The 24787-nt window shown below is 63.0% G+C and carries 20 protein-coding genes; 9 read left to right on the top strand and 11 right to left on the bottom strand.

What is annotated here, in order from left to right; genetic code table 11:
* Positions 1–51 precede the first annotated feature (51 nt).
* Both GJ699_RS27170 and GJ699_RS27165 read right to left on the bottom strand, forming a co-directional pair.
* Positions 52–750 carry a PEP-CTERM sorting domain-containing protein gene (locus GJ699_RS27170; protein ID WP_154382305.1) on the bottom strand — a complete coding sequence of 233 codons (699 nt, stop codon included), beginning with the start codon at positions 748–750 and terminating at the stop codon, positions 52–54.
* Positions 751–778: 28 nt separating this feature from the next.
* Complete coding sequence (locus GJ699_RS27165; RefSeq protein WP_154382303.1) at positions 779–6262, bottom strand: SdrD B-like domain-containing protein; 5484 nt, start codon at positions 6260–6262, stop codon at positions 779–781.
* Between the two features lie 381 nt (positions 6263–6643).
* Between GJ699_RS27165 and GJ699_RS27160 the strand changes: the two genes are divergently transcribed.
* The 8 genes from GJ699_RS27160 (at position 6644) to GJ699_RS27125 (ending at position 13729) form a co-directional block, all read left to right on the top strand.
* Entirely contained in the window at positions 6644–7567 is a 924-nt protein-coding gene (locus GJ699_RS27160; RefSeq protein WP_308495538.1) for a hypothetical protein, read from the top strand.
* The gene (gene recJ / locus GJ699_RS27155; protein WP_154382301.1) at positions 7564–9258 is read left to right on the top strand and encodes a single-stranded-DNA-specific exonuclease RecJ; all 1695 of its coding nucleotides are present in this window, start codon (positions 7564–7566) and stop codon (positions 9256–9258) included. The genes GJ699_RS27160 and recJ overlap by 4 nt, the downstream gene beginning before the upstream one ends.
* Positions 9259–9325: 67 nt before the next feature.
* Positions 9326–10498 (top strand): hypothetical protein, encoded by a 1173-nt coding sequence (locus GJ699_RS27150; RefSeq protein WP_154382299.1) that lies wholly within the window; start codon positions 9326–9328, stop codon positions 10496–10498.
* Positions 10499–10558: 60 nt separating this feature from the next.
* Positions 10559–10993, top strand: a complete 435-nt coding sequence (locus GJ699_RS27145) for an MbcA/ParS/Xre antitoxin family protein (RefSeq protein WP_154382297.1) — start codon at positions 10559–10561, stop codon at positions 10991–10993.
* Positions 10994–11683 carry an RES family NAD+ phosphorylase gene (locus tag GJ699_RS27140; protein WP_371867685.1) on the top strand — a complete coding sequence of 230 codons (690 nt, stop codon included), beginning with the start codon at positions 10994–10996 and terminating at the stop codon, positions 11681–11683.
* A gap of 2 nt (positions 11684–11685) precedes the next feature.
* On the top strand, positions 11686–12003 hold the full coding sequence (locus GJ699_RS27135; protein ID WP_154382296.1) for a DUF2288 domain-containing protein: 318 nt from the start codon (positions 11686–11688) through the stop codon (positions 12001–12003).
* A 119-nt stretch (positions 12004–12122) separates the two neighbouring features.
* Complete coding sequence (locus GJ699_RS27130) at positions 12123–13043, top strand: family 43 glycosylhydrolase (protein ID WP_154382294.1); 921 nt, start codon at positions 12123–12125, stop codon at positions 13041–13043.
* Positions 13043–13729, top strand: coding sequence for a hypothetical protein (locus GJ699_RS27125; protein ID WP_154382292.1), 687 nt, complete (start codon positions 13043–13045; stop codon positions 13727–13729). The genes GJ699_RS27130 and GJ699_RS27125 overlap by 1 nt, the downstream gene beginning before the upstream one ends.
* Here GJ699_RS27125 and GJ699_RS27120 read toward each other — a convergent pair.
* From GJ699_RS27120 to GJ699_RS27095, 6 genes are all read right to left on the bottom strand, one after another.
* The gene (locus tag GJ699_RS27120) at positions 13702–15063 is read right to left on the bottom strand and encodes an 8-oxoguanine deaminase (RefSeq protein ID WP_154382290.1); all 1362 of its coding nucleotides are present in this window, start codon (positions 15061–15063) and stop codon (positions 13702–13704) included. The genes GJ699_RS27125 and GJ699_RS27120 overlap by 28 nt on opposite strands.
* Entirely contained in the window at positions 15060–17111 is a 2052-nt protein-coding gene (locus tag GJ699_RS27115) for an alpha/beta hydrolase domain-containing protein (RefSeq protein ID WP_154382287.1), read from the bottom strand. Before GJ699_RS27115 ends, GJ699_RS27120 begins: the two co-directional genes overlap by 4 nt.
* The gene (locus GJ699_RS27110; RefSeq protein WP_154382285.1) at positions 17108–17575 is read right to left on the bottom strand and encodes a YbaK/EbsC family protein; all 468 of its coding nucleotides are present in this window, start codon (positions 17573–17575) and stop codon (positions 17108–17110) included. The genes GJ699_RS27115 and GJ699_RS27110 overlap by 4 nt, the downstream gene beginning before the upstream one ends.
* Positions 17576–17624: 49 nt before the next feature.
* A complete protein-coding gene (locus tag GJ699_RS27105) occupies positions 17625–18068 on the bottom strand; it encodes an RcnB family protein (protein WP_154382283.1) in 444 nt (147 codons plus the stop codon).
* Between the two features lie 81 nt (positions 18069–18149).
* On the bottom strand, positions 18150–19226 hold the full coding sequence (locus GJ699_RS27100) for a DUF4272 domain-containing protein (protein ID WP_154382281.1): 1077 nt from the start codon (positions 19224–19226) through the stop codon (positions 18150–18152).
* 14 nt (positions 19227–19240) lie between these two features.
* Entirely contained in the window at positions 19241–20080 is an 840-nt protein-coding gene (locus tag GJ699_RS27095; RefSeq protein ID WP_154382380.1) for an aldo/keto reductase, read from the bottom strand.
* Between the two features lie 113 nt (positions 20081–20193).
* Between GJ699_RS27095 and GJ699_RS27090 the strand changes: the two genes are divergently transcribed.
* Entirely contained in the window at positions 20194–21033 is an 840-nt protein-coding gene (locus tag GJ699_RS27090; RefSeq protein WP_154382279.1) for a transposase, read from the top strand.
* 101 nt (positions 21034–21134) lie between these two features.
* Here GJ699_RS27090 and GJ699_RS27085 read toward each other — a convergent pair whose 3' ends face one another.
* Genes GJ699_RS27085 through GJ699_RS27075 form a run of 3 tightly spaced genes read right to left on the bottom strand, consistent with a single transcriptional unit; the run spans position 21135 to position 24710 of the window.
* On the bottom strand, positions 21135–21857 hold the full coding sequence (locus tag GJ699_RS27085) for an ABC transporter ATP-binding protein (protein WP_154382277.1): 723 nt from the start codon (positions 21855–21857) through the stop codon (positions 21135–21137).
* Positions 21858–21869: 12 nt separating this feature from the next.
* On the bottom strand, positions 21870–23816 hold the full coding sequence (locus tag GJ699_RS27080; protein ID WP_154382275.1) for a branched-chain amino acid ABC transporter ATP-binding protein/permease: 1947 nt from the start codon (positions 23814–23816) through the stop codon (positions 21870–21872).
* Positions 23817–23819: 3 nt separating this feature from the next.
* Positions 23820–24710 carry a branched-chain amino acid ABC transporter permease gene (locus tag GJ699_RS27075; protein ID WP_154382273.1) on the bottom strand — a complete coding sequence of 297 codons (891 nt, stop codon included), beginning with the start codon at positions 24708–24710 and terminating at the stop codon, positions 23820–23822.
* Between the last annotated feature and the right edge of the window lie 77 nt (positions 24711–24787).

Below are 24787 nucleotides of genomic sequence, written 5' to 3'. Positions count from 1 at the left end.
ACTGGCTGCGGGGCGCGGCGGAATGGCTTAAGCAGGTCTTAAACGTCGAACTTATGCAGTGAACTTGTCGGTGGCGCGATGCTTGCGGCGGCCCACCAGGCCCACCAGGCCGAGGCCGGCGACCAGCATGGCCCAGGTGTCCGCTTCCGGCACGGCCGATACGCCGATCAGCGTCTGCGAGGCGGTAGTGTCGGCGTTGACGCCGTTGAAGATGGTGTAGTTGTAGGCGTTGGTCAGCGTGTGTCCCGAAGCCACGGTCAGCATGGTGGCGGCATCGGTCACCAGCGTATCGGGCAAGGCGAACGCCTGTGCGCCGCTGTACAAATCGCTGTTATCGGCCTGCAGTTCCCACAGCGCCAACTGGAACGAGATCTGCTTGTCGGAGTCGCCGATGGTGCTGGCGTAGGCGGTTTCATACAGCTTGCGCACTGCGTTGCTGACCGTACCAGTGCCGACGTTGTAACTGGCGGTGTAGCTGGACGTGGTACCCAGCACCACTTCCGGCTGGAAGCAGAACGCCAGGTAGCTCTGGCTTGGGTTGCTGACATTGGTCATGTCGTAGACGATGACGCTGACGGCCGGGAACGGATAATCAGGCTCAGGATTGATCAGCGTGGCGCCCGGGGCGGCCACGATGCCACCCGAACCGACGATGGCGTTGTGGTTGTAGGCGTCGTCCGCGTGCGCGGCACCGGCAAATGCGAGGGTAACGGCCAGTGCTGCGGTGTTCAGTGCGTGCTTGATGTTCATGGTCTTGTTCTCTCTCTTGATTTAAAAGTTATGCGGTGATGATTTGCGACTGACCCACCAGCTCGGCAATGGTGGGGGTGGTGATGCCGGCGGCGGCCGCGTCGGCGGCATCCACGTTGAAATAGACGTCGGTCATGTCGGCGCTGCCGCCATTGGCCAGCGTGACGCTGCTGCGCTCCAGATGCAGGTTGTTGTTGGCATCCACGAACGGCAGTTCGGTATAGCTGACGTTCAGGCTGGTGATGCCGGCCTTGGCCAGGGTCATCAACTCGCCGGCGTCGGTCTTGCCGTTGCTGTTGGCGTCCTGCCAGATCAACAGGCTGGCGAACTGGGCATCGTTGGCATCGACCAGGCCATCGTGGTTGCTGTCATAGCTGGCCAGCTTGGCGAAGCCGGAACCCTTGCTGACGCCGCCAAACAGCTCGCTGATGTCGTCGATCTGGCCGTTGCCGTTGGTGTCGATCGCCAGGAAGCCGTCGCTGCCGGACAGCCAGCCGGACTGAATCGCCTTGCCGCTGCCCAGCAGGTCGAAGCTGCCGGTCATGTCCTGACGGGCGATGGTGTGGATGCCGTCACCATTGAGGTCGATCGCGATCGGCGTGATGGTGGCGTCCCAGCTCATGTCGTTCTTGCCCGAGGTCAGCGTGATGGTGCCGGTCTTGGTCACGTTGACATAGGACTTGCCATCACCCGCCACGTCGGAGTCGATCTGGTCGTTGCTGCCGACGTTTTGTACGCCCCACTTCCAGTTATTCATGTTGACGGTGCTCTTGTCCGACGCGAAGTAGACGCTGACATTGGTCTTGTCGAACTGCAGGTAGTACTGGCCCGGGTTAAGGTCGCTGAACTTGTAGTTGCCGTTGGCATCGGTCTTGATGGTCGAGCCGACTTGCTTGCCGGTGGTGGCGTCGTACAGCGACACGCTGATGCCGCCGATGCCCTCCTCGCCGCTATCCTGGATGCCGTTATGGTTAGCGTCGCGCCACACCTTGTCGCCCAGGCTGGCCTTGCGGTAAATGCCGGCGTCCTCGGTGGTGATGTTCTGGCCGGCCGCCAGCGTGATGGCGCCGGTCTTGCCGGTGCTGCCGGACACGCTGGTGATGTCGGAATCGGTGGCATCGCTACCCTGGCCGGACTTGGTGAAGTACCAGCCGCTGCCGTTGGTGACTTCCACCTTGTAGCTGCCAGCCTGCAGGTCGTCGAACAGATACTGGCCGCCGTCGTGGGTGACGGTGGTGGCTTTCAGCGCGCCGGTGGTGGCGTCGTACAGTTTGATGGTGACGCCATCGACACCCTTCTCGCCGCTATCCTGCACGCCGTTGTAGTTGCTGTCTTCCCAGACGCGGTCACCGATGCTGGCGCTCTTGACCAGGCCGGCATCACGGGTCTTGTCGACCTGACCCGAGGTCAGCGTGAACTGCGCGGTCAGACCGGTGCTGTCGGCATCGGAATCGATGTTGTCGTTGCTGCCCTGGTCCTGCTTGGTGAACAGATAGTCGTTCGGCGCGCTGAACTTGACCGAATATTTACCCGGCGTCAGGTCGGTGAACGAATACAGGCCATTGGCATCGGTGGTGGTGGTGCCGACCACGGCATTCTTCTCGTTCAGCAGCGTGACTTTCAGGCCGCTGGCGCCGCTTTCGCCGTTGTTCTGGATGCCATCGCCGTTCAGGTCATACCAGACTTTGTCGCCGACTTCGGCTTTCTGATAGATGCCGGCGTCCATATTGGTGACGTTCTGACCGGCCGCCACGGTAACGTTGCCCAGGTTACCGCTGGCGTCGGCGTCGCTGTCAATGGCGTTGTTGTTGCCGACGTCCTGGGCGGTGGTGACAAAGCCGGCCGGGGTCTTGATGGCGACCGAGTAAGTGCCGGCCTCGACCGAGAACTTGTAGTTGCCGCTGCTATCGGTGGTGGTGGTCTTGACCACGTTGCCGCTCGCATCCTTCAGCTGCACCGTCACACCCGCCTTGCCGCTCTCGCCGCTGTCCTGGATGCCGTTGGCATTGCTGTCGACCCACACGCGGTCGCCAATGGTGGCGGCCGCCACTACGCCGGCGTCGACGGTCTTGTCGGTCTGGCCCGAGGTCAGCGTGACGACGTGCGACACGCCGGTGGCGCTGGCATCCGAATCGACGGCATCGTTGCTGCCGACGTTGGCGGTGGTGAAGGCCATGCCTTCCGGCAGCGAGCTCTTGTCGAACACCACGGTGTAGTTGCCCGGCTTCAGATTGGTAAAGCTGTAGTTGCCGTTGGCGTCGGTGCTGACGCTGGCGCCCACTTGCTGGCCGTTGGCGTCCATCAGCGTGACTTTAACGCCGCACACGCCGGCTTCGCCGCTGTCCTGCACGCCGTTGCCATTCTTGTCCAGCCAGACGCGGTCACCGACGGTGGCAGCCTTGTACAGGCCGGCATCGACGCTGGTGTTGTTGTCGCCCGAGGCCAGCACAATGCTGTCGCTCTGGCCAGTGGTGCCAAAGTCGCTATCCTTGGCATCATCGCCGCCCAGGTCCTTGCCGGTGAACTGGTAGCCGGATGGCGCCGTCACCGACACGGTGTAAGTGCCAGGATCGGCGGTGAAGCTGTACTTGCCGTCGGCCGCGGTGGTGGTGGTCTGCACCACTTTGCCGGTGCTGTCCTTCAGCTGCACGGTGACGCCGGCGATGCCGGCTTCGCCGCTGTCCTGCACGCCGTTGCCGTTCTTGTCTTCCCACACGGTGTCGCCCAGCTTGGCCTGGACCACCACAATGCCGGCGTCCATGTCATTGTTGACGCCGCCCGAGGCCAAGGTCACGCTGGCGGTGGTGCCGGTGGTGATGTTGGCGTCCGAATCCTTGGCGTCGTTGCTGCCCTGATCGGCGCTGGTGAACACATAGTTGGCCGGCAGCGAGCTCTTGTCGAACTGCACGCTGTAAGTGCCTGGCTTCAGATTGGTGAAGCTGTAGTTGCCGTTGGCATCGGTGGTGGCGGTGGTGCCGGTCGGATTGCCGTTGGCGTCCAGCAGCAGCACCTTGACGCCGGCCACGCCGGTCTCGCCGCTGTCCTGCACGCCGTTGCGGTTGCTGTCGTACCAGACGCGGTCGCCCAGCGTGACTGCCTTATAGAAGCCGGCATCGACATTGTTGTTGGTGGAGCCAGGGGTCAGCGTCACCTGGTCGCTCTGGCCGTTGACATTGATGTCGCTGTCGACGCCATCGGCGCCGGCGTGCTGGGTGGTGGCAGTCATGCCGGTTGGCGCGGTGACCGAGACCGTGTACTTGCCAGGATCGACGGTGAAGCTGTACTTGCCGTCGGTACCGGTGGTGGTGGTCTGCACCACATTGCCGTTGACATCTTTCAGGTCGACCTTGACGCCAACGATGCCGGCTTCGCCGCTATCCTGCACGCCGTTGCCGTTAGTGTCTTCCCACACGCGGTCGCCCAGCGTGGCCTGCTGTATCACCAGGCCGGCGCGCAGCGTCAGGTCCTGGCCGGACACCAGCGTCACCTGCGCGGTCTTGCCGGTGCCGGTGTCGGCGTCGGAGCCGCCGTTGCCCGGCGCGCCGCTGGCGGCTGAGGTGAAGTCGTAGCCGGTCGGCAGCGTGCTCTTGTCGAATTGCACGCTGTAAGTGCCTGGCGGCAGATTGGTGAACTGGTAGTGGCCGTTGGCGTCGGTAGTGGCAACCGCGCCAGGCACTGGATTGCCGTTGGCATCCAGCAGCAACACACTAACGCCGGCGGCGCCGGTCTCGCCATTGTCCAGACGACCGTCACGGTCGGCGTCGAACCAGACGATCTGGCTCAGCGAGGCTGGACGGTAGACGCCGGCGTCGATGTTGTTATTGGTTTCGCCCGCAACCAGCGTGACGCTGGCGTTGCCGCTGGCATCGACATCGCTGTCCAGCGCGCCATTGCCGCCCTTGCCGCTGCCGGTGAAGGTGTAGCCGGACGGCGCCGCCACCGACACGGTGTAGGTGCCGGGATCGACGGTAAAGCTGTACTGGCCGCCGTCATGGCTGACCACGGTCTGCACCACATTGCCGTTGCTGTCTTTCAGCTGTACGGTGGCGCCATCGATGCCCGCTTCGCCGCTGTCCTGCACGCCATTGCCGTTCTTGTCTTCCCACACGCGGTCACCCACGGTGGCTTGTTGCACCACGATGCCGGCGTCGAGATGCTGGTAGCTGTCGCCCGAATTCAGCGTGACTTGCGCGGTGGCGCCGGTGTTGACGTTGGCGTCGGAATCCTTGGTCAGGTCACCGCCCTGGCCGGCGCTGGTGAAGTAGTAGTGGTCCGGCAGGCTGGTCTTGTCGAACTGCACGCTGTAGATGCCCGGCTTCAGGTTGCTGAACTGGTAGTGACCGTTGGCATCGGTGGTGACGCTGGCGCCCACGGCCTGGCCATTGGCGTCCAGCAGCGTGACCTTGACGCCGGCCACGCCGGCTTCGCCGCTGTCCTGCACGCCATTGCGGTTGGTGTCGTACCACACGGTGTCGCCCAGCGACACTGGACGGTAGAGGCCGGCATCGACATCGTTATTGGTCTGGCCCGGCGTCAGCACAATGCTGCCGCTATTGCCGCTGGCATCAACGTCGCTGTCGGTGGCGCCATTGCCGCCCTGCCCTTGGCTGGTGACGGCGTAGCCGGCTGGCGTCTGCACGGTGACCGAATAAGTGCCGGCGCTGACGTCGAAGTGGTATTTGCCGCTGGCGTCGGTGGTGGTGGTGGTCACCACGTTGCCGCCGCTGTCCTTCAGCTGCACGGTAACGCCGGCGATGCCCGCTTCGCCGCTGTCCTGCACGCCGTTGCCGTTGAGGTCTTCCCACACGGTGTCGCCCAGATGCGCCTGCGGCAGCTTGAAGGTCAGGTAATTCGGGGTGGCGCTGGTATCGGCCGCGCCGCAGCCCACCAGGCCGCCGGCATCGCGCACTTTGAAGCCGACGTCGAAGCTGCCCGAGGTGCTCTGGCTAGGCACAAAGCTCAGCTTGCCAGCGGCGATGTCGGCGGCGGAGACTTCCGCGCCCACGGCGATCGCGCTGCCGTTCAGCATCAGCTGGCCGGCCACCGGCAGCGAGGTGATGATGACCGACTGGAAGGCATCATGCTCGACCGCGTCAACGAAGCCGAAATCGCTCTGCGCCAGCACCACGGCGCCGCCATTGCTGAGGTTGAAGGTCTTGTCGGCGCCGGTTGGCGCGTCGTTGACCGGGTCCACCACCACTTGCAGGCTCAGCGTGACGCTATTGGAGTTGGTCGAACCCTGGTCCACCACCAGCTCAAAGGTCGCGAACTTGCCGTTGTAGTTGGTCGCCCACTGGCCCGGACGCACGTAAATCGTGTCCAGATCGACTTTGCCGAACAGCGGCGTGTCCTTGGTCGAGATGGTGCCGTCCGGCAGTACCACCGACAAGGCGCTGATTTTCAGCGTGTTGGTGCTGGTGTAGCCGGCGGCGGCCAGGATATCGCGGATTTCGAAGGTACCGTCAGTATCTTCGCAAATGTGAATAGTGGTAGCTACGCTGATCGAGCTCATACAGGGCCTTCCAAAGGATGTTGTTGGAGTTATAAGTCGGTCCGCACGGCTCTACGCTGTTTGGGTAGGCAGTGGCTGGTACAACGGGGTAAAGCAGACATTACGCAACTTTAAGTAATGCCTTTAGTACATGTAAGTTGTCGCAATTATACATAACAATTGCTTACAAAAATTAAGTTTGTACATCTTTTGTGGTGTTTTCGAAACTCTTGTTTCCTCAAAGAATTAATTCATGATATCGGCGCTATGCCCTACAATCTCGGCATGACCGCTATTTCACTCTTGATACCCTTTGGTTTACCGCCACTTGAGCTGGGGAAAGACCTGCTGCGCGCACTCAAAATGCCAGCATTGGAAACGTTGTTCACACGCCACAGCAACTTGCAATATAGTAGCTTTGACAACGACAGCCGCGTGTTGCCGCACGAAGCCTGGCTGAGTCACGCGCTGGGCTTGGCGCCGGCCGCCACCCAACCCAACGCCAGCGCACCGCTGGCCACCGCCGTGATGCGCGGTTGCGGACTGGCTGCCGAAGCCGCCGAAGGCTACTGGTTTATGCTGCAGCCGACCCATGTGCAGATTTCGCGCACCCATTTGCTGCTGTCCGACCTGCGCGGGGTGCAACTGAGCGAAGCGGATTCGCGCGGCCTGTACGAGCTCGCCCGCCCCTATTTCGAAGAACTCGGCTACACCCTGCTGCACGGCGCGCCAGGCCTGTGGTTCATGCGCGCCGACGACTGGACCGACATGTGCGTCGCCTCGCCGGACGCCACCACCACCCAGAGCATGAGCGACTGGCTGCCCGAAGGCACGCATGCGCGCGCCTTCCGCAAGCTGCAGAATGAAGTGCAAATGCTGTGGCATGAACATCCGATCAATCAGGCGCGCCAGGCGCGCGGCCTGCAGCCGGTGAATTCCTGCTGGCTGTGGGGCGGTGCCGGACCGGCCGCGCCACAGGGCCGGCTGGCGGTGGCCGGCGGCACGCCATGGATGGCGGCGCTGGCATCGCCGGAGCTGCGTCAGCCCGATGCGGCGCAACTGATCGCCCAGCCGGGCCTCGCCATGCTGGGCGATTTGATCGCGCCGGCCCAGGTGGGCGACTGGGCCGACTGGCTGGCACGCATGCAGCGCATCGAGCAAGACTGGCTGGCGCCGCTGCTGGCCGCGCTCAAGGACGGCCGCATCGACAGCCTGCAACTGGTGCTGAGCCACCGCGACGGCTGGACCACGGCCGACTGCAGCCGCGCCGCGCTGCGCAAATTCTGGCGCAAGCCCTCCCTTGATTCCCTGTTGAAGCAACCATGACCCGCATCGCCACCCGTTCCTACCCGTTCCGCGAATCCGAAATGCTGCGCCAGAACGGCGTCCACCCCGTGCTGGCGCGCCTGTACGCTGCGCGCGGCCTGACCGATGTGAAAGAGCTGTCGAGCGAGCTGACCGCCATGATTCCGCCATCGGGCCTGCTGCACATCGATGCCGCCGCCGTGTTCCTGGCCGACGCCATCGCCGCCCGCAAGCGCATGGTGATCGTGGCCGACTACGATTGCGACGGCGCCACCGCCTGCGCCGTGGCGCTGCGCGGCCTGCGCGCGATGGGCGCCGATATCGACTTCATCGTGCCGAATCGCTTCGAGTACGGCTATGGCCTGACGCCGGAAATTGTCGAGCTGACCGCGCGCGAAAAGCAGCCGGACATCATCATCACGGTGGACAACGGCATCGCCAGCATTGACGGCGTGGCCGCCGCCAACCAGCGCGGCATCGAAGTGGTGGTGACCGACCACCACCTGCCGGCCGATACCCTGCCGGCGGCGCGCGTGATCGTCAATCCCAACCAGCCGGAATGCGGCTTCCCCAGCAAGCACATCGCCGGTGTCGGCGTGATGTTTTACGTGCTGCTGGCGCTGCGGGCGGAATTGCGCAAGCGCGGCGCGTACGAGACGCAACCGCAGCCGAAACTAGATAATTTGTTGGACCTGGTGGCGCTGGGCACGGTGGCCGACGTGGTCAAACTGGACGCCAACAACCGCATTCTGGTGGCGCAGGGCTTGAAGCGCATGCGCGCCGGCCGCATGCACGCCGGCGTGGCGGCGCTGTTCCGCGTCGCCGGCCGCGAAGCGCGCAGCGCCAATCCGTTCGACCTCGGTTTCGCGCTCGGCCCGCGCCTGAACGCGGCCGGCCGGCTGGAAGACATGTCGCTGGGGATCGAATGCCTGATCACCGACGACGAGGGCCGCGCCTGGCAACTGGCGCAGCAGCTCAACGACATCAACCTGAAACGGCGCGAGATCGAAGCCGACATGCAGGACACCGCCCTGCTGCACCTGGACGCCTTCGAACCGGCCGAAAGCAGCACCATCTGCGTGTTCGACGATAGCTGGCACCAGGGCGTGATCGGCATCGTGGCCTCGCGCCTGAAAGAGAAATTCTACCGGCCAACCATCACCTTCGCGCCTGGCGCCGAGGGCTGGATCAAGGGCTCCGGCCGCTCCATCCCCGGCTTCCATCTGCGCGACGCGCTGGACCTGGTGTACAAAAAGGCGCCGTCGCTGATCGACAAATTCGGCGGCCACGCCATGGCCGCCGGCCTGACCCTGCGCGCCGACGCCTTCGACGCCTTTGCCGCCGCCTTCGAGGAAGTCGGCCGTTCCTGGCTGAGCCAGCAACAGCTGGAACGCGTGATCGAAACCGACGGCCCGCTGGAAGACGCCTACTACAGCACCAGCTTCATCGCCGAGCTGGATGGCCAGGTATGGGGCCAGGGCTTTGCGCCGCCAGTGTTCTGCGACGAATTCCGCGTGGTCAGCCAGCGCATTCTGAAAGAACGCCACCTCAAACTGCTGCTGGAAAAGAACGGCGCCCGCTACGACGCCATCTGGTTCGGCCATACCGACGCGCTGGGCGATCGCGCCCGCGTCGCCTTCCGGCTGGACGCCAACGAGTACAACGGCGTCACCAAGGTGCAGCTGCTGGTGGAGCACGCGGAACCAGCCTGAGTACGATTGCCATGGCGGCCGTTCTGGAGTAGCGTCACGGATATCCATTTTCAGGGGGAACTGTGCCATGCAAACTGCTATCCATCAGCACTCCCCGGCTTCACGCCGGCCGCATCGCGATGCCGCCACGATGCCAGACCAACGGCCAGACATCGCGCACCTGCATACGCTGCAGCGTATGGCCAACCAGAGTGCCCGGCAACAGCAGCTGGCGACCATACAGGCCATGGCGGTCACGCAAATGGTGCGGACCAAGAAAGACCAGATCAAGGACCTTGGCTACACCGATGACGAAGCCGATACCTGGCAATCCATCTTCGGTGGCTGGGTCGTCGCCTTGCAGTCGGCAAAAAAATTGTCCAGTGATTTCTTCAGACTGATCGTCGCCAACCATGCCACCCGGGCGGTGCGGCTGGCAATACTGAACCAGCTGTCCCCGCATTACTACAGTCTGGCCAACGTATTCGTCACCTTGCATGGCGGCAGCCTGGAAGGCATGGTATTAAAAGGATTGAACAATGAATTGGTGGAAAGTATGGTTGGCACGCCGATTCCTCCAGTGCGGGCGCTGGTGATTGCCATGTCGACCAATCCCGCCTACACCGCCATTGGCGCGCTCGGCACAATCTGCGAACATTATCCGTCTTTTGCCGGTATCGTCAGCGCGCAGATGGGCATTGCGGACGCCGAGGTGCAGAAACTGATTCATTGGCTAGGCAGCTGGTCGGCGACCGTACTCGGCTGGCTGGAGGACAATCGGCCGGACTTCGCCACCCTGCAGGAACTGGAAGCGCAGCGACCGCGCGAAGGGCTGCTGGGCATGCTGGCCCATTTCGCCAAGGAAGCCGCGCCAGGCAATGATGTGTACGAAGCCATCGGCACGCAGCAGCAAAGCTACCGCATCGGCCACTTCGCACGCAAGCACACCCTGCGCGGCATGCCGACAACGCCGGGGCTGGACACCACCAAGACCCAGTGGCCGGCCGAGACTACTGTCGATGAACTGCGCGATGTGTTCGAGGATTTCGACGACAATACCCTCATCGCCGCCTACTCCAAGGCGGATGAGTATTACACGCCGACGGTAGTCCCCAACACGCAGATCCGCGCCAAGAAAAACCTCAATAACAACTATTTCGATCAGGCTTACCCCACCAGCGGCGAAGAGCTTAGCCCGGCGGACGCCGAAAAGCTGGCCGATATCAACACCGCCAAAAACGACTGGACCGAGATGCCGTAGCAGGTCGCCCTTGCAAGAAATATGAAAAAAGAGTATAAATACTCCATTATCGGAGGATTTATGCTGAACTATGCCTACCCCCGCAGCCGCTTCGAGCCCACCGTCATGGTGGATCTCAACGCCAAGGCCGAGCGCGAACGCCTGTCCAAGTCGGCCCTGAAGGGCTTTTTCAAGCTGGTCGCCACCTGGAAGGTGCGCGACGAGGACGCGCGCCAGCTGCTCGGCGGCCTGTCCAACAGCACCTACTACGATTGGAAAAAGAACCCCGAGCGCACGCTGGAAGTCGACTGCATCACGCGCATTTCCTACCTGCTGGGCATCTACAAGGCACTGCACATCCTGTACGGCGACAAGCTGGCCGATGAATGGGTCGGCCTGTCCAACAGCAATCAGATTTTCGGCGGTCACACGCCGCTGGCCTATATGGTGGGCGGCGGCCTGATCGCCATGCAAACCGTGCGCCAACTGCTCGACGCCCGCCGCGGAGGACTGTAAGTGCCGGTCAGTCTCGTACCACCCCTGACCACGCTGCGCCAGTTCGACACCTGCCGTCTGCTGCCCTCGCGCTTTGCCGATCTCGAAGACTCGGTGCTGGCGCCGCTGGCCGAAGACGACGCACACCTGCACGACCTGTTCGATCTGGATAACGCCACCAACGCGCGGCTGCGCACGCAGAATGGCGGCGCGGCCGGCATCAGCGTCGATGAACTGGTGTTCGGCGTGCCCAACTTCCGCATCGTCAACGCGGCTTATACTTACGCCCATCCGCAGGGCAGCCGCTTCAACGACGGCCGGCGCGGCGCCTGGTATTGCGCGTTCGACGTCGAGACCGCGCTGGCCGAAGTCAGCTTCCATAAAGCGGTGGAGTACGCGGAAATCAACCGCTTCGACGACAGCGTACAGTATCAATGCATGCTGGCCGATTTCACCGCCACTTTCCACGACATCCGCAATCAGCCACGCTTTGAAGCCTGCCTGGCGGCCGACAGTTACATCGAATCGCAAACGCTGGCCGAACGCCTGCTGGATGGCGGCTCGCTAGGCCTCATCTACCCCAGCGTACGGCGCGACGGCGGCATCAACCTGGCCTGCTTCCGCCCCGCGCTGGTGGGCAATGTCCGCAAGGGCGCGGCCTATCGCCTGACGTGGCAAGGCAGCCCAATACCCAATATAGAAGTGATTTAACCATGCAAACCAAACCTGAAAAAGATCTCGAACTGCGCAACAAAGTGAACCGCGAAACGGCGCGCCTGCCGTGGACCGAACTGCTCAAGCATTTCGCGCAAGGGAATGTGGTGTGGGTCGCCAACTCGCTCGACCTGGTCGATGTGGCGGTGCGCATTTCTCACGACGACAAGGCCAATATCAGCCAGTGGATGAGCTCCGGCCAGATCGCCAAGGTCAATGACCAGCAGGCGCAGGACTGGCTGGAAGCCAATGCCCAACTGTGGGCCTGCGTGGTCAGCCCGTTCATTCTGGTGCAGGAACAGAAGGCGCTGAACTGATACATATCCGCGTATCGTCCCGGATAAAAAAGTGATTGGACGCCCGCACGGCGCGGGCGCAGCATGCGCTGGTGCCAACACAGGCACACAAATCAACTACAAAAACCGGAGACGACACCATGTACAAGCACCTCAAGCAAGGGGCGGCCTGCTGCCTCGCGCTGCTCGCATTTTCCTCGCAAGCTGCCACCTGGACGCTGAGCGGCGCCCTGACCACCCACGATCCCGACATCTACAAGGAAGGCAGCACCTGGTGGATTGTTGAAACCAGCGACACCGGCATCGGCGTTAAATACTCCGCCGATGGCAAGGCGTGGACCCAGGGCGTCAGCATCTTCGGCAGCGGCCTGTCGTGGTGGAAGACCTACAACGGCAGCACCACCGGCATCTGGGCGCCGGACATCAAGGTCTGGAACGGCAAGGCGATTCTGTACTACGCGGTGTCGACCTTCGGCTCGCAGAAGTCGGCGATCGGCCTGGCCACCGCCACCAGCATCGCCACCGGTGACTGGGTCGACAAGGGCGCGGTACTGACTTCCGCCAGCGGCGACGACTACAACGCCATCGATCCCAACTTCTACGTCGACAGCTCGGGCCAGCCGTGGCTGACCTATGGCTCGTTCTGGACCGGCATCTACACCACCCGCGTTGATTCCAGCACGCTGAAGCCGACCGGCTCGCGCTACCACCTGGCCTACGACAGCACCGGCATCGAGAACGGCTTCATTACCAAGAACGGTTCGTACTACTACCTGTTCGTCTCCAAGGGCACTTGCTGCGCTGGCGCCAGCAGCACCTATCACATCTCGTATGGCCGTTCGACCAGCATTACCGGCCCTTACCTCGACAAGAACGGCGTCGACATGGTGAGCGGCGGCGGCACCACGCTGGATGCCGGCGGCTCGCGCTACATCGCACCGGGCGGCGAGTCGTATAACAATGGCGTGATGGCGCGTCACGAGCTTGATAGCCAGAACAGCTATAACCCGGTACTGTTCATCAGCGACCTGACCTTCTCCAACGGCTGGCCGACCTACTGATGAAACAAGGGTACGCACTGACCGGCGTGGTGGCGGCGCTGCTGGCGGCGCTGACGCTATTCGTCTCGCAGCTGACGGCCGAACCGTCGCCGGCGCAGGCCAGTGCGTCCCCTACTTCAGCTACGCCCAGCGCCGCAGCAGTGCGCTTCTTTCGTGAGCTGGGAAATTCCGATCCCGGTCCGCAGCTCGAACTGGCGCTGACCGACACCCAGCAGCTGATCGCCGATGGCGCACTGCGCGCGGTGATGGATTACTTCTTGCTGGAGCGCAGCGACGATGGCCGTTTGCAGGCACTGCGCGACTATCTGCTGAAGCGCCTGCCGCCGGCAGCGGCGCAGGACGCGCTGCAACTGGCGGACCACTACAGCGCCTATCTGGCACAGCATGATGCGCTACTGGTGGCGCAGAATTTCGTCGGCGCGCCCGACCCGGTGCGGCTGGCCAGCTGGCAGCAGCAGCGCCGCCAATTGCGCGTGCGCCTGCTGGGCGAGCGCATCACCGAAGAATGGTTCGGCACCGAGGACACCTATCTGACACAGGCGCTGACCGAAGCAGCGCATCCATCGGACACGCCTGTCGCCGATGAAGACGAGGCGCGCCATCGCGCCCACATGCAGCAGGTGCTGCGCGACGCCGTCAGCAACGCCGCGCCGGTGCGTTATCCCGCCGCGCCCATGGCCAACTGAGACGCCAGCGCGTTGTGGCGCTCGATCACCACCGGCAGGTCAACGGTGCATAGCTGGCCATCGCGCACCACCACCTTGCCGTTGATGATGCTGTAGCTGACATTGGGCGGTGTGCAGAACACCAGCGCCGCCACCGGATCATGCAGCGCGCCGGCCATGCCGATGCCATCCAGCTTGAACATGACGATGTCGGCCGACATGCCTGGCTTGAGCGCGCCGATGTCGTCGCGGTTCAGCACCTTGGCGCCGCCCAGCGTGGCCACTTCCAACGCCTGGCGCGCCGTCATCGCATCCGGACCAAAGCCGACGCGCTGCAGCAGCATGGCCTGGCGCACTTCGCCCATCATGTGGCCTGCATCGTTGGACGCGCTGCCATCCACGCCCAGGCCGACCGACACGCCACGGTCCAGCATCTTGCGGATCGGCGCGATGCCGGAGGCCAGCCGCATATTCGAACATGGGCAGTGGGCGATGCCGGTGCCGGTGCGGGCGAACAGGTAGATACCATCGTCGTCCAGCTGCACGCAGTGAGCGTGCCACACGTCGGGTCCTACCCAGCCGCAGTCCTCGGCGTATTCGGCCGGCGTCATATTGAATTTTTCGCGGCTGTAGGCGATGTCGTTGACGTTTTCCGCCAGGTGGGTGTGCATCGAGACGCCATAGGCGCGCGCCAGTCTGGCCGATTCCTTCATCAAGTCTTGCGACACCGAGAACGGCGAGCATGGCGCCACCACCACGCGCTGCATGGCGTGGCGGCTGGCGTCGTGGTAAGTCTCGATCAGGCGCTGGGTGTCCTTGAGGATGGCGCCCTCTTCTTCCACCACGCGGTCCGGCGGCAGGCCGCCCTTGGACTGGCCGACGCTCATGGCGCCGCGCGAGGCGTGGAAGCGCATGCCGATTTTGTGCGCGGCTTCGATCGAGTCGTCCAGCCGGCAATCGTTTGGATAGATGTAGAGGTGGTCACTGCTGGTGGTGCAGCCTGAAAGGATCAGCTCCGCCATCGCCGTCAGCGTGGAGACGTGCACCATTTCGGCGGTCAGGCCGGCCCAGATCGGATACAGATTGGTCAACCAGTTGAACAACTCGCCGTTCTGCGCGGCGGGAATCACACGCGTCAGGCTCTGGTACATATGGTGGTGGGTGTTGACCAGGCCAGGCATGACCACATGGCCGCTGGCGTCGATGATTTCGTCGGCGTGTTGCTGCAGGTCGGCGCTGGCGCCCACCTGTTCGATCACGTTGTCGCGGATGTAGACCGCGCCGTCCTTGATTTCGCGGCGCTGGTCGTCCATCGTCACCAGCACGCGGGCGTTCTTGATAAGTAGTGTCTTCATTTGGCAAACAGGTAGTCGCAGCCTTGGTCGGCGGGATTGCGGGCGATGATGCGGTCGTACAGGCCGAGATTTTCTCGGAGCGTGCGCTCGACGTCCTCCACCAGCAGAAGGCCGGCGGCCACCTGCTTGTCGGCGGCGGCGCGCACGGCGGCCGCGTAGGCGTCACGCGTGGCGTAGCGCGCTTCCAGGCTAGGGCGCGGATCACCGGCGGCCACGCGCTCCGCTTCGGTGCGGGCGAACGGCACGAAACTACCGTCGAAACGCGAGGTGGCCCAGGCGAAGCCGGTGCCGGGGTCGCGCAGATTCCAGCCGGTGTGGGTCCCCAGTGGCGCCTGCAGCTCCACCAGCCGCACGCCGCCCTTGTCGTTGCCATCGGCGTCCGGTGTCGGCACGCGGGTTTCGAAGTCGTCGCCATGCTTGGGCGGGACCTGGTCGGCGGTGCCGTCCATGGCCCAGCGCGGGCCGAAGTTCAGGCGCGGTTCGCGCAAGTTCTGCTCGGGCGGCGTGATGCCCACGCCTTTAGGGAAGATGGCGCGATAGTCTGCCACCGTGGTCAGCGTGCCATCGGCCAGTTGTGGATAGGCGCTGGCGGGCGGCTGCTTGCCTTGGGTAGTCCAGTCGTCCAGCGCGACGATCAACGCGCGCATCGGCAGATAATGGTCGCTGGTGGAAACGCAGGCAGTGAATGGCGCGCGCGTTTTCGAACGACCGACATAGTGCTGCGCGCCCATGAAGCCGTAGATGCGCACATTGTCGGCCGGCGCCACATCGCGCTCGCCGTCTGGCGTGGTGGCGATCAGCGAGGCGCCGCGATTCCAGAACTCGGTCGAGGTGTTGGCATAAATGAGCTTGGGCAGATTGCCCTGCTTGTCGCGCGCCTTGTCCAGCGTGGACGCGGTGCGGCCGCTGGCCGGGTCGTGCGTCGGCGTGCTGGTGAACGGGAAGGCGTCGGCCGGGTAGTCGTGTTCTTCCATCATCGACGGATGGCGAGTAGGCTGGGCGAAACGGCTGTTGAAACCCGCCGAACCACCGGCCCCCGGCACCTGCAAATAAGCGCCGTTGAATACCAGCTTGCCGCTTTCGTCGACATTGAGGCCATCGTGCATCATGCGGCCGATCAGACGGCCGGACTGGCTGATGCCGAACATCAGCACATTGCGCGGCGCCGGTGCGCCTTCGAACGGATGGTCGCGCAGGTAGGACAGCAGATCGCGGATGCCGGCCAGACCGGCGCCTGTCACGTAAGGATCTTTGGCGACATAGCTGACTTCATAGATGGTGTCCGGCTGGAAGCCGCCTTCCAGCTTGATGCGTCCGGGGCCGCCCGCCAGTTCCGGCGCCACGAAGCTCCAGGCACTGCGAGCGATCACACGGCGCGCGTCGTCCGGACGTGCGCGTTGCGTCAGCACGGCGTGAGGATCGTTGGCCTTGGCCGGTTCGTAGGTCAGGCCGCGCATGCCGGCGTAGGTGACAATATCGGCCGGCGCGTTCACGGTGAATTCGTTCTGTACCCTGCCCTTGACGCCTTTGGTCACCGGCGGCGCGAACACCAGCGGGCGCGAAGGCGGCGTGCCGGCGACTGGCGCGGTTGGCGCCACATCCCAGGTCCAGGCCGAGAACAGCAGCGAGAAGCCGTGCCGCATCAGGAAGCCGTCACCGGCATCGGCGGCGGTGGTCGGGTCATTCTGCGCCGGGCTGCGACCATTGACCTGGCCCATAATGGCGATGTTGCCGCGATTGTTGACGTCATACAGCAGCGTGGTCAGCGTCGCGGCGGTAGGCCGCAGCAGCACGAATTCGCTGGAAAACAGTACGCGGCCTTTTTTATCGCGCGGCGCGTGTTTCAGGTCGACGATGCTGGCGTTGGCGGCGGCCTTGGGATCCAGCGCGTAGTAGGCTATGCCGCGTATCTTTTCGTATGCGCCGTACTCACCAAAGGAGACGCCGGGCGCGAACGGCACACGTTCAACTACTTGAATACGTTCCACCGCTGCGTGGGCGGATGCCACCGCCGCTGCGGCAGCCAACAAGGCGAGACGGCGCTTCATGCCGCGCTCCCGCACACGTCGACCCACTGTCCGGCCGTGATGGATGCCAGCACGGCCGGCGTGATGCGCACCGCGCTGTTGATCGAGCCGGCGGCCGGCAGCACTTCATCGAAGTCATTCAGCGAGTGATCGAGATAAATCGGCAGCGGCTGCGGCAGGCCAAAAGGACAGACACCGCCGACCGGATGGCTGGTCAGCTCCACCACCTCTTCCGGCGGCAGCATCTTGCCCTTTCCGAAAGCGTCCTTGAATTTACGGTTGTCGATGCGGGCGATGCCGCTGGCGACCAGCAAGATCACCTTGCCGTCGCCGACGCGAAAGGCCAGCGTCTTGGCGATGCGCCCCGGCTCAACGCCGTGCGCTTCCGCCGCCAGCGCCACGGTGGCGGTACTGGCTTCGGTTTCAATGATGGGGATCTGGAGATCGCGGGCGTGGAAGAATTCTCGTACCGATTGCAGGCTCATGGAAAATATGCTGGACAGTGGGGACTGTCCAGCATATTAGCAGAGCTGCTTAATTATTGAGTATCAGGCTGGCGATGATGCCGGTGGTGATCGCCACCAGCACATAGTCGCCGCCGGTCTGCACCCAATGGTAGCCGCGTGGCGGCGCGTTCAGATGGTGGTCGCGCCAGTTTTCAACCACGTACTGGCGGTTGCGGTATTCGGCTGGCAGACGGCCGCCCTTGCGCAGGTCATGACGCGGACCGGCGCCGCGATCGTTGTCGCGACGGTCGTCGTGGTGATAGTCCTGGCGGTCGTTGCGTCGTTCGGGGCTGTAGTCCACGCGGCGGTTGTCGCCTTTGTCACGATTATCACGCGCCTCGTGGGCCGGCTGGTCACGGCGATTGTCCCGGTTATCGCGATTGTCACGGTCACCGCGATCCTGCGCCGAAGCTACGCCACTCACGCCGATCAGGGCCGCCAGCACAGCGGCCATCATACGATTGCTATTCATATCGAACTCCTTGGTTAATTGCTTCGATGGGCGGAGTATAGCGTATCGCATCGCCATGCTATGTTCGGTAGCGAACGCAAATCAGGTCGGCGTGTCGACGTCGTCCCATTCGCGGTCTTCAAAGCGCACCAGCCAATTCAGCGCGTAGTGACGCTCCTGCAGCACGCCTTCGTTCAGGCCCGCCGGCACCGGCGTCTTTTTCAGGATAGCCTGGCGGCTGACCCAGTGCAGACGGTAGTGCAAGTCCAGCGCATCCAGCAGCTCCTGCGGCGCACGGGCCACCGGCTGCTTGCGCAAGCCATCGGTACCGCGATCGATGACGGTACTGGAGATAGAGGCGACGTCGCAGATCGCATCCGCGAACGGCAGCGTATCCTGCAGACCGAGCGCCCATTGCAGCACCAGGATGGCTTCATAACGCCACAGGAACTGAGTGATCTCCTGTTCCGACGGCTGCTCCTGCGCCAGGAAAGCGCGTTCGGCGTCGGTCAGGCCGGCGAAGGCGGGTGGGAAGCGCTGCTGCAGATCGGCCACCGCGATTGGGGTTTTGCTGGTCAACGACTCGGCGCGGATTGCCACCACAAACAGCGCCAGCATGCGGCGCAGGATGTCTTCCGGCGCGCGCACGCGCAGCTCCGGTTCCGACACCAGCGGCGGCAGATCGGCCGGCACCTGGATCTTGCGTTCGGCCAGTTGCGCATCGGTGCGAGCCTTGCGCTGCCAGGCCGATGGCGGATACGGCACCACCGCGTTTTTATCGCCCTCCCCGGCGCCGGCCGGCAGCAGCACGCGACCCTGCGGATCGCGCACCGAACCATCTTCCATGAAGACGATGGCGTTGGCCGCTTCAGCCCAGGCATGGAAAGCAGCCATCTGCGCCGGTTCGACCGACAGGCTGAGATGCTGCTGCACGCGCTGCACGTGACGGATGGTGTGATAACGGGTGCGCGTCATCGTACCCTGGCCCTGCTCCGCCAGATAGTGCATCAAACCGTTGAGGTGAGGCGGCAGTTCGGCATCCGACAGGCCGCGACGGCCGTTCAGCACATGCGGGAAGTCCAGCTTGGGCAGCACGGCCAGCGTGCAGTAGGCGTTGAGCAGGACGTGGTTACTGGTGTCCTGCGGTTTGGAGAACAATTGTTTGAGTCGGTTCAGCATAGATTCAAGGTCGATTAGCGCATGTCCAGCGCGCGGCGACGGCGTGGCGGAGGAAAGGCGCGGTCCAGCGCGGCCAGATCCTCAGCGGTCAGCTGCAGATCGGCGGCGGCGCGATTAGCGCGCAAGTGTACAACATCCACCGCCTTGGGGATGGCAATCACGCCATCCTGATGCAGCACCCAGGCCAGCGCGATCTGCGCCGGCGTCACACCGCGCGCGGCGGCGACGGCCTGCAGGCCGGGATTTTGAAGCAGCGCCGCCTGCTCGCGGCCGGAGGTTTCCAGCGGCGAGTACGCCATGATCGGCATGCGCTGCGCGCGCGCCCACGGCAGCAGATCGAACTCGATCCCGCGCTTCATCAGGTTGTACAACACCTGATTGGTGGCCGGCGCGCCGTAACTCAACGCCTCCTCCATGCTCTCCAGGTCAAAGTTACTGACGCCGTAAGCCTTGATCTTACCGTCCTTCTTCAAGGTTTCAAAGCCGTCGAAGGTCTCGGCCAGCGAGTGATGTCCTTGCCAGTGCAGCAGATACAGATCGATAGCATCGATCTTCAAGCGGCGCAAACTGCGCTCGCAGGCCGCCTGCACGCCATCGAAGCTGGCGTTATGCGGATAGACCTTGCTGACGATGAACGCCTCATCGCGCCGTCCTTCGATCGCAGCCCCGACCACCTCCTCCGCGCCACCCTCCGCGTACATCTCGGCGGTATCGATCAACGTCATACCCAGATCGAGCCCCAACTGCAGCGCGCGCACCTCGTCCTGGCGCCGCGCCGCCTTCTCGCCCATATTCCAGGTGCCCTGTCCCAACGCCGGCACCGCCGCACCAAACTCAAATTCCACCATTTTCATCATGTCCACCTTCGGGGTCAGTTCTCAAAATCGGACACGAGCCCATGCGTAAGCTGTTCTGATTGTTTGAGGTAGCGCATTCGCTGCTCTTCCAGGGTCCATACAATGCGCGGATGAGCCGTCCACTACGCATACAATTTCCGAAGGCACTTTATCACGTTACCTCGCGCGGCGATCGCAAGGGGATGATCTATCGCGACCATGTTGATCGCTCGGTATGGCTGTCCCTCCTTGCCAAGGTTTGCGCCGATTATCACTTCATCGTCCACAGCTTTTGCCAGATGGGCAATCACTACCATCTCGTGGTTGAGACGCCGGATGGCAATCTTTCTCAAGGCATGCGACAGCTGAACGGTATGTATGCGCAGTATTTCAATCGACGTCACGATCTGGTTGGGCATCTGTTTCAGGGCCGTTACTACGCAGTGCTGGCGCAGCGGGAGGCGTATCTCCAGCAGCTGAGCCGCTATGTAGTGCTTAATCCGGTACGCGCCCAGTTGGTGACGTCTCCCGGCGAATGGCCGTGGAGCAGCTATCGCCACGTCATGGCTCAGGACTCGTGCCCGGATTGGCTGGATGTCGGGTCCACGCTGCGGATTTTTTCGGACAACCCGGAGACTGCGGTAGCAGCGTATGAACGCTTCGTGATCGCCGGCATCGGCGCACCCAGCCCATTGCTGCAGGCTCGCCATCAACTCATTCTGGGAGACGACGCATTTGTCGCGAGCCTGCAGCTCCCCACATCCGCCGACAAGCTGCGCACCGTCGCCAAAGAACAGCGACGCGCCATGGCAACATCTCTGCAAGAGTACAGCGCCCAATCACCGACGCGGAACGACGCCATGGCCAGCGCCTATCTATCCAACGCCTACACAATGGCGCAAATTGCCGCGCATTTTGGCGTCGCGATAAAAACCGTCAGCCGCGCCGTCAAAAAGAATCGTGTACGATGAAATGTCCGTTTTTGGGAACTGACCCCGAAGTGGACAATGTAGCGGATGCGATGCAATGTCCTATTTCGGGGTCTGACCCCGAAGTGGACACGAGGTGGGCATTAGTGGCCGCCGCCGAGGTAGGCGGCGATGACTTTGGGGTCGGTTTTCAGGCTGTCGGCCGGGCCGTGCACGGAGATGCTGCCGTTTTCGAGGACGTAGCCGTAGTCGGCAACATTTAGTGCGGCGGCGGCAAATTGTTCTACCAGCAGCATGGTGACGCCTTCCGATTTCAGGCGCTGGATGATGCGGAACACTTCTTCCACCAGGATCGGCGCCAGTCCCATTGAGGGTTCGTCCAGCAGGATGACTTCGGGATTCAGCATGACGGCGCGTGCCATCGCCAGCATTTGCTGTTCGCCGCCGGATAGTGTGCCGGCCAGCTGGTGCTGCCGTTCTTTCAGACGCGGGAACAGTTCCATGGCTTTTTCCAGGTCGCGCTTGATGTCGCCTTTGGGCCGTGCATGCGTGAAGCGCGGGAAGGCGCCCAGCAGCAGGTTGTCGGTGACGCTCATGGAGGCGAATACGCGCCGTCCTTCGGGTGAATGCGCCAGCCCGGCGCGGGCGATTTTGTGCGAGTCGTGGCCGGTGATGTCTTTGCCGTCCAGTGTGATCTTGCCGCCTTTCGGTTTGATCATGCCGGAGATGGCGCGCATGGTGGTGGTTTTACCGGCGCCGTTGGAGCCGATCAGGGTGACCAGTTTCCCTTTCGGGACGTCCAGCGAGATGCCATGCAAGACTTCGACTTTGCCGTAGGCGGCGTGCAGGTTGGAGATGGTGAGCATGTCTTGTCCTCGTCAGTGCGCCGCCGGCGCTTTCATGCCGCCGTGTTCTTCGCCGCTGCCGCCCAGATAGGCTTCGATCACTTTCGGATCGCTTTGCACGGCGGCCGGCTTGCCTTCGGCGATTTTCTGGCCAAAGTCCAGTACCGTCACGGTGTCGGACAGCGCCATCACGACGTCCATATGGTGTTCGATCAGGATGATGGTGATGCCGTGGTCGCGGATTTTGCGGATGATGGCCATCAGTTCCTTGATGTCGGGCGCGGTCAGACCGGCCGCCGGCTCGTCCAGCAGCAGCAGGCGCGGACTGAGGCCGAGCGCGCGTCCGATCTCCAGCAATCGCTGTTTGCCATACGGGAGGTTGCGCGCTTCTTCGTTGGCGAGTTCGGACAGGCCGACAAATTCGAGGATGCTGGCGGCGCGTTCGCGGGCCTCGCGCTCTTCTCGCTTGTAGCGCGGGCTTTGCAGCATGACGTCCAAGACGTTCGAGGCGAAGGTGTTGTGCAGGCCGACCAGGACGTTTTCGGTGGCGGTCATTTCGCCGAACAGTTGGACGTTCTGAAAGGTGCGTGCCACGCCGCCCAACGCAATCTGCGATGGCGTACGGCCGGCGATCGCCGCGCCTGCAAACGCCACCTGCCCCGCAGTCGGTTTGTAGATCCCGGTCAGTACGTTCATCATGGTGCTTTTGCCGGAGCCATTGGGGCCGATCAATCCATGCACCGAACCTTGCACGACGTTGAGGTTGACCTGATTGAGCGCCTTCAAGCCGCCGAACTGCATCAGGATCTGCTGCACGTCGAGCAGCGTGTCGCCATCCTTGCCGCCCTGCGCGCGCGGGAACGGTTCGGCGCCGCTGGCGGTGACGGCCTTGGCGTGCACCGCGCCGCGCCCCAGCAGCCCTTGCAGGAAGCCGACAATGCCGTCCTGCAGGTAGTAGACCACGAACAGTGTCATCAAACCGAAGATGGTCAGGCGCCAGTCGACGATGTTTTCCAGCTTGTAGGAGAAGGCGGCCATGCCGATCACCGCGATCAACGGTACGGCGACGCCGCCCGGCGTGGCGCGCTTGCGGACGATGGCCAGCACGGCACCGATCACGCCCAGCACGGCGGCGACAACGGCGATCTGGCGGAACAATTCAATATCGGCCAGCAGGCTGGGAAGCATGACCACGATCAGCGCGCCGATCAGCGCGCCGGAGCGCGTCTTGCGGCCGCCCATGATCACCGCTAGCAGGAACAAGATGGTTAGTTCGAAGTTGTAGGTGTTGGGCGAGATATACTCTTCCGAGTACGCATACAGGCTGCCCGCCAGCCCGGCAAAGCCGGCACTGATGATGAACGCATATACCTTGTACTTGTAGACCGAGACGCCCATGCAGTCGGAGGCGATCGGGCTGTCGCGCAGTGCTTCAAAGGCGCGGCCGAGATTCGATTTGAGGATGCGGTGCACCACCACCAGCGACAGCACCATCAGCACCGCCACCATGTAGTAGTACTCCACTTCACTGAGCTTGGCGCCAATCACCGGCTTGGTGATCTTAATGCCCATCGGCCCTTCGGTCAGGAAGGTCATTTCGTTGATGAGGATCTGGATGATGGTGCCGAAGGCCAGCGTGACCATGGCCAGATACGGCCCGGTGACGCGCAGCGCCGGCAGCGCGAGGATGGCGCCAAACACCGCCGCTCCCGCCACACTGGCCGGAATGGCGATCCAGAACGGTGCACTCAGTTTGAACACCACCACGCCAGTAACGTAGGAGCCGATGCCAAACAGGCCAGCATGCCCCAGCGACACCTGGCCGGTGTAGCCAACCACGATATCCAGCCCGAATAATAGTATGGCGTAGATGAGTATCGTCTCGAACAGATGGATATAGTAAGGATTAGGAATCAGTACCGGGTAAAGCGCCAGCACCGCCAGTCCCAACACGCTTGCGACTACCGTCGTCTTCTTCATGGCTCAGACCTTTTTGATGGCGGTTTTGCCGAATAAGCCGGCCGGTTTGATGGCCAGCACCAGCAATAGCAGCACCAATCCCGGCACGTCCTTGTAGCCGGTGGAGATGTAGTAACCGGCGGTGGTTTCAGCGATCCCCAATATCAGCCCGCCGACGATGGCGCCGACGCCCGAGGTCAGGCCGCCGATAATCGCCACCGCAAACGCTTTAAGGCCAAGCGAGGCGCCCATGGTGGCGCCGGTCAGCGTCAGCGGCGCCACCAGCACACCGGCGAAGGCGGCGACAGCGGACGACAGCGCGTACGAAAACGTGATGACCATGCCGGTGTTAATCCCCATCAGCCCCGCCGCATCGCGGTCGTTGGAAGTGGCGACCACCGCTTTGCCGTAAATCGATTTGCGGTTGAAGATTTCGACGGCGGCCATGATGGCCAGCGCGCCCACCACCACCGCTATCTGCATCGGCTGCACGTTGGCGCCCAGGATTTCGATCGGCGCCGACGACAGCGGCGACGGGAAGGTCAGGTCGTCCTTGCCCCAGATGTTTTCGGCCACGTTCTTGAAGATGATGGCCAGCGCGATGGTGGACATGATCCAGCCGAATTCGGATTTGATCTTGATCGCCGGCCGCACGCCGATCCATTCCACCAGCATGCCTTGCAGCGCGCCGAAGATGATCACCAGGGGAATCATCAGCAAGTAGCTCATGTAAGGACCGCCGTGGATATTCCCCACCAGGCTAAGCCCCACCAGCGCGCCCAGCATCAGCGATTCGCCCTGGCCGAAGTTCAGCGTGCCGGAAGTGGCGAAAGTGAGCTGGTAGCCGAAGGCGATCACCGCGTAGATCATGCCCAGCGCGATACCGCTGAACACCAGTTGCAACAGGATTTCCATGTTCTTCCCCTGCGGACGATAGAAAAATGGCCAGCCTTGTTCGCACAAGTCTGGCCACTGCGGCGCGGCACCAGGCG

The organism is Duganella guangzhouensis (assembly GCF_009674535.1).
Classification (GTDB): Bacteria; Pseudomonadota; Gammaproteobacteria; order Burkholderiales; family Burkholderiaceae_D; genus Rugamonas; species Rugamonas guangzhouensis.
The sequence above is the reverse complement of the archived record's forward strand: the minus strand, read 5'-3'. Positions and strand labels throughout refer to the sequence as shown.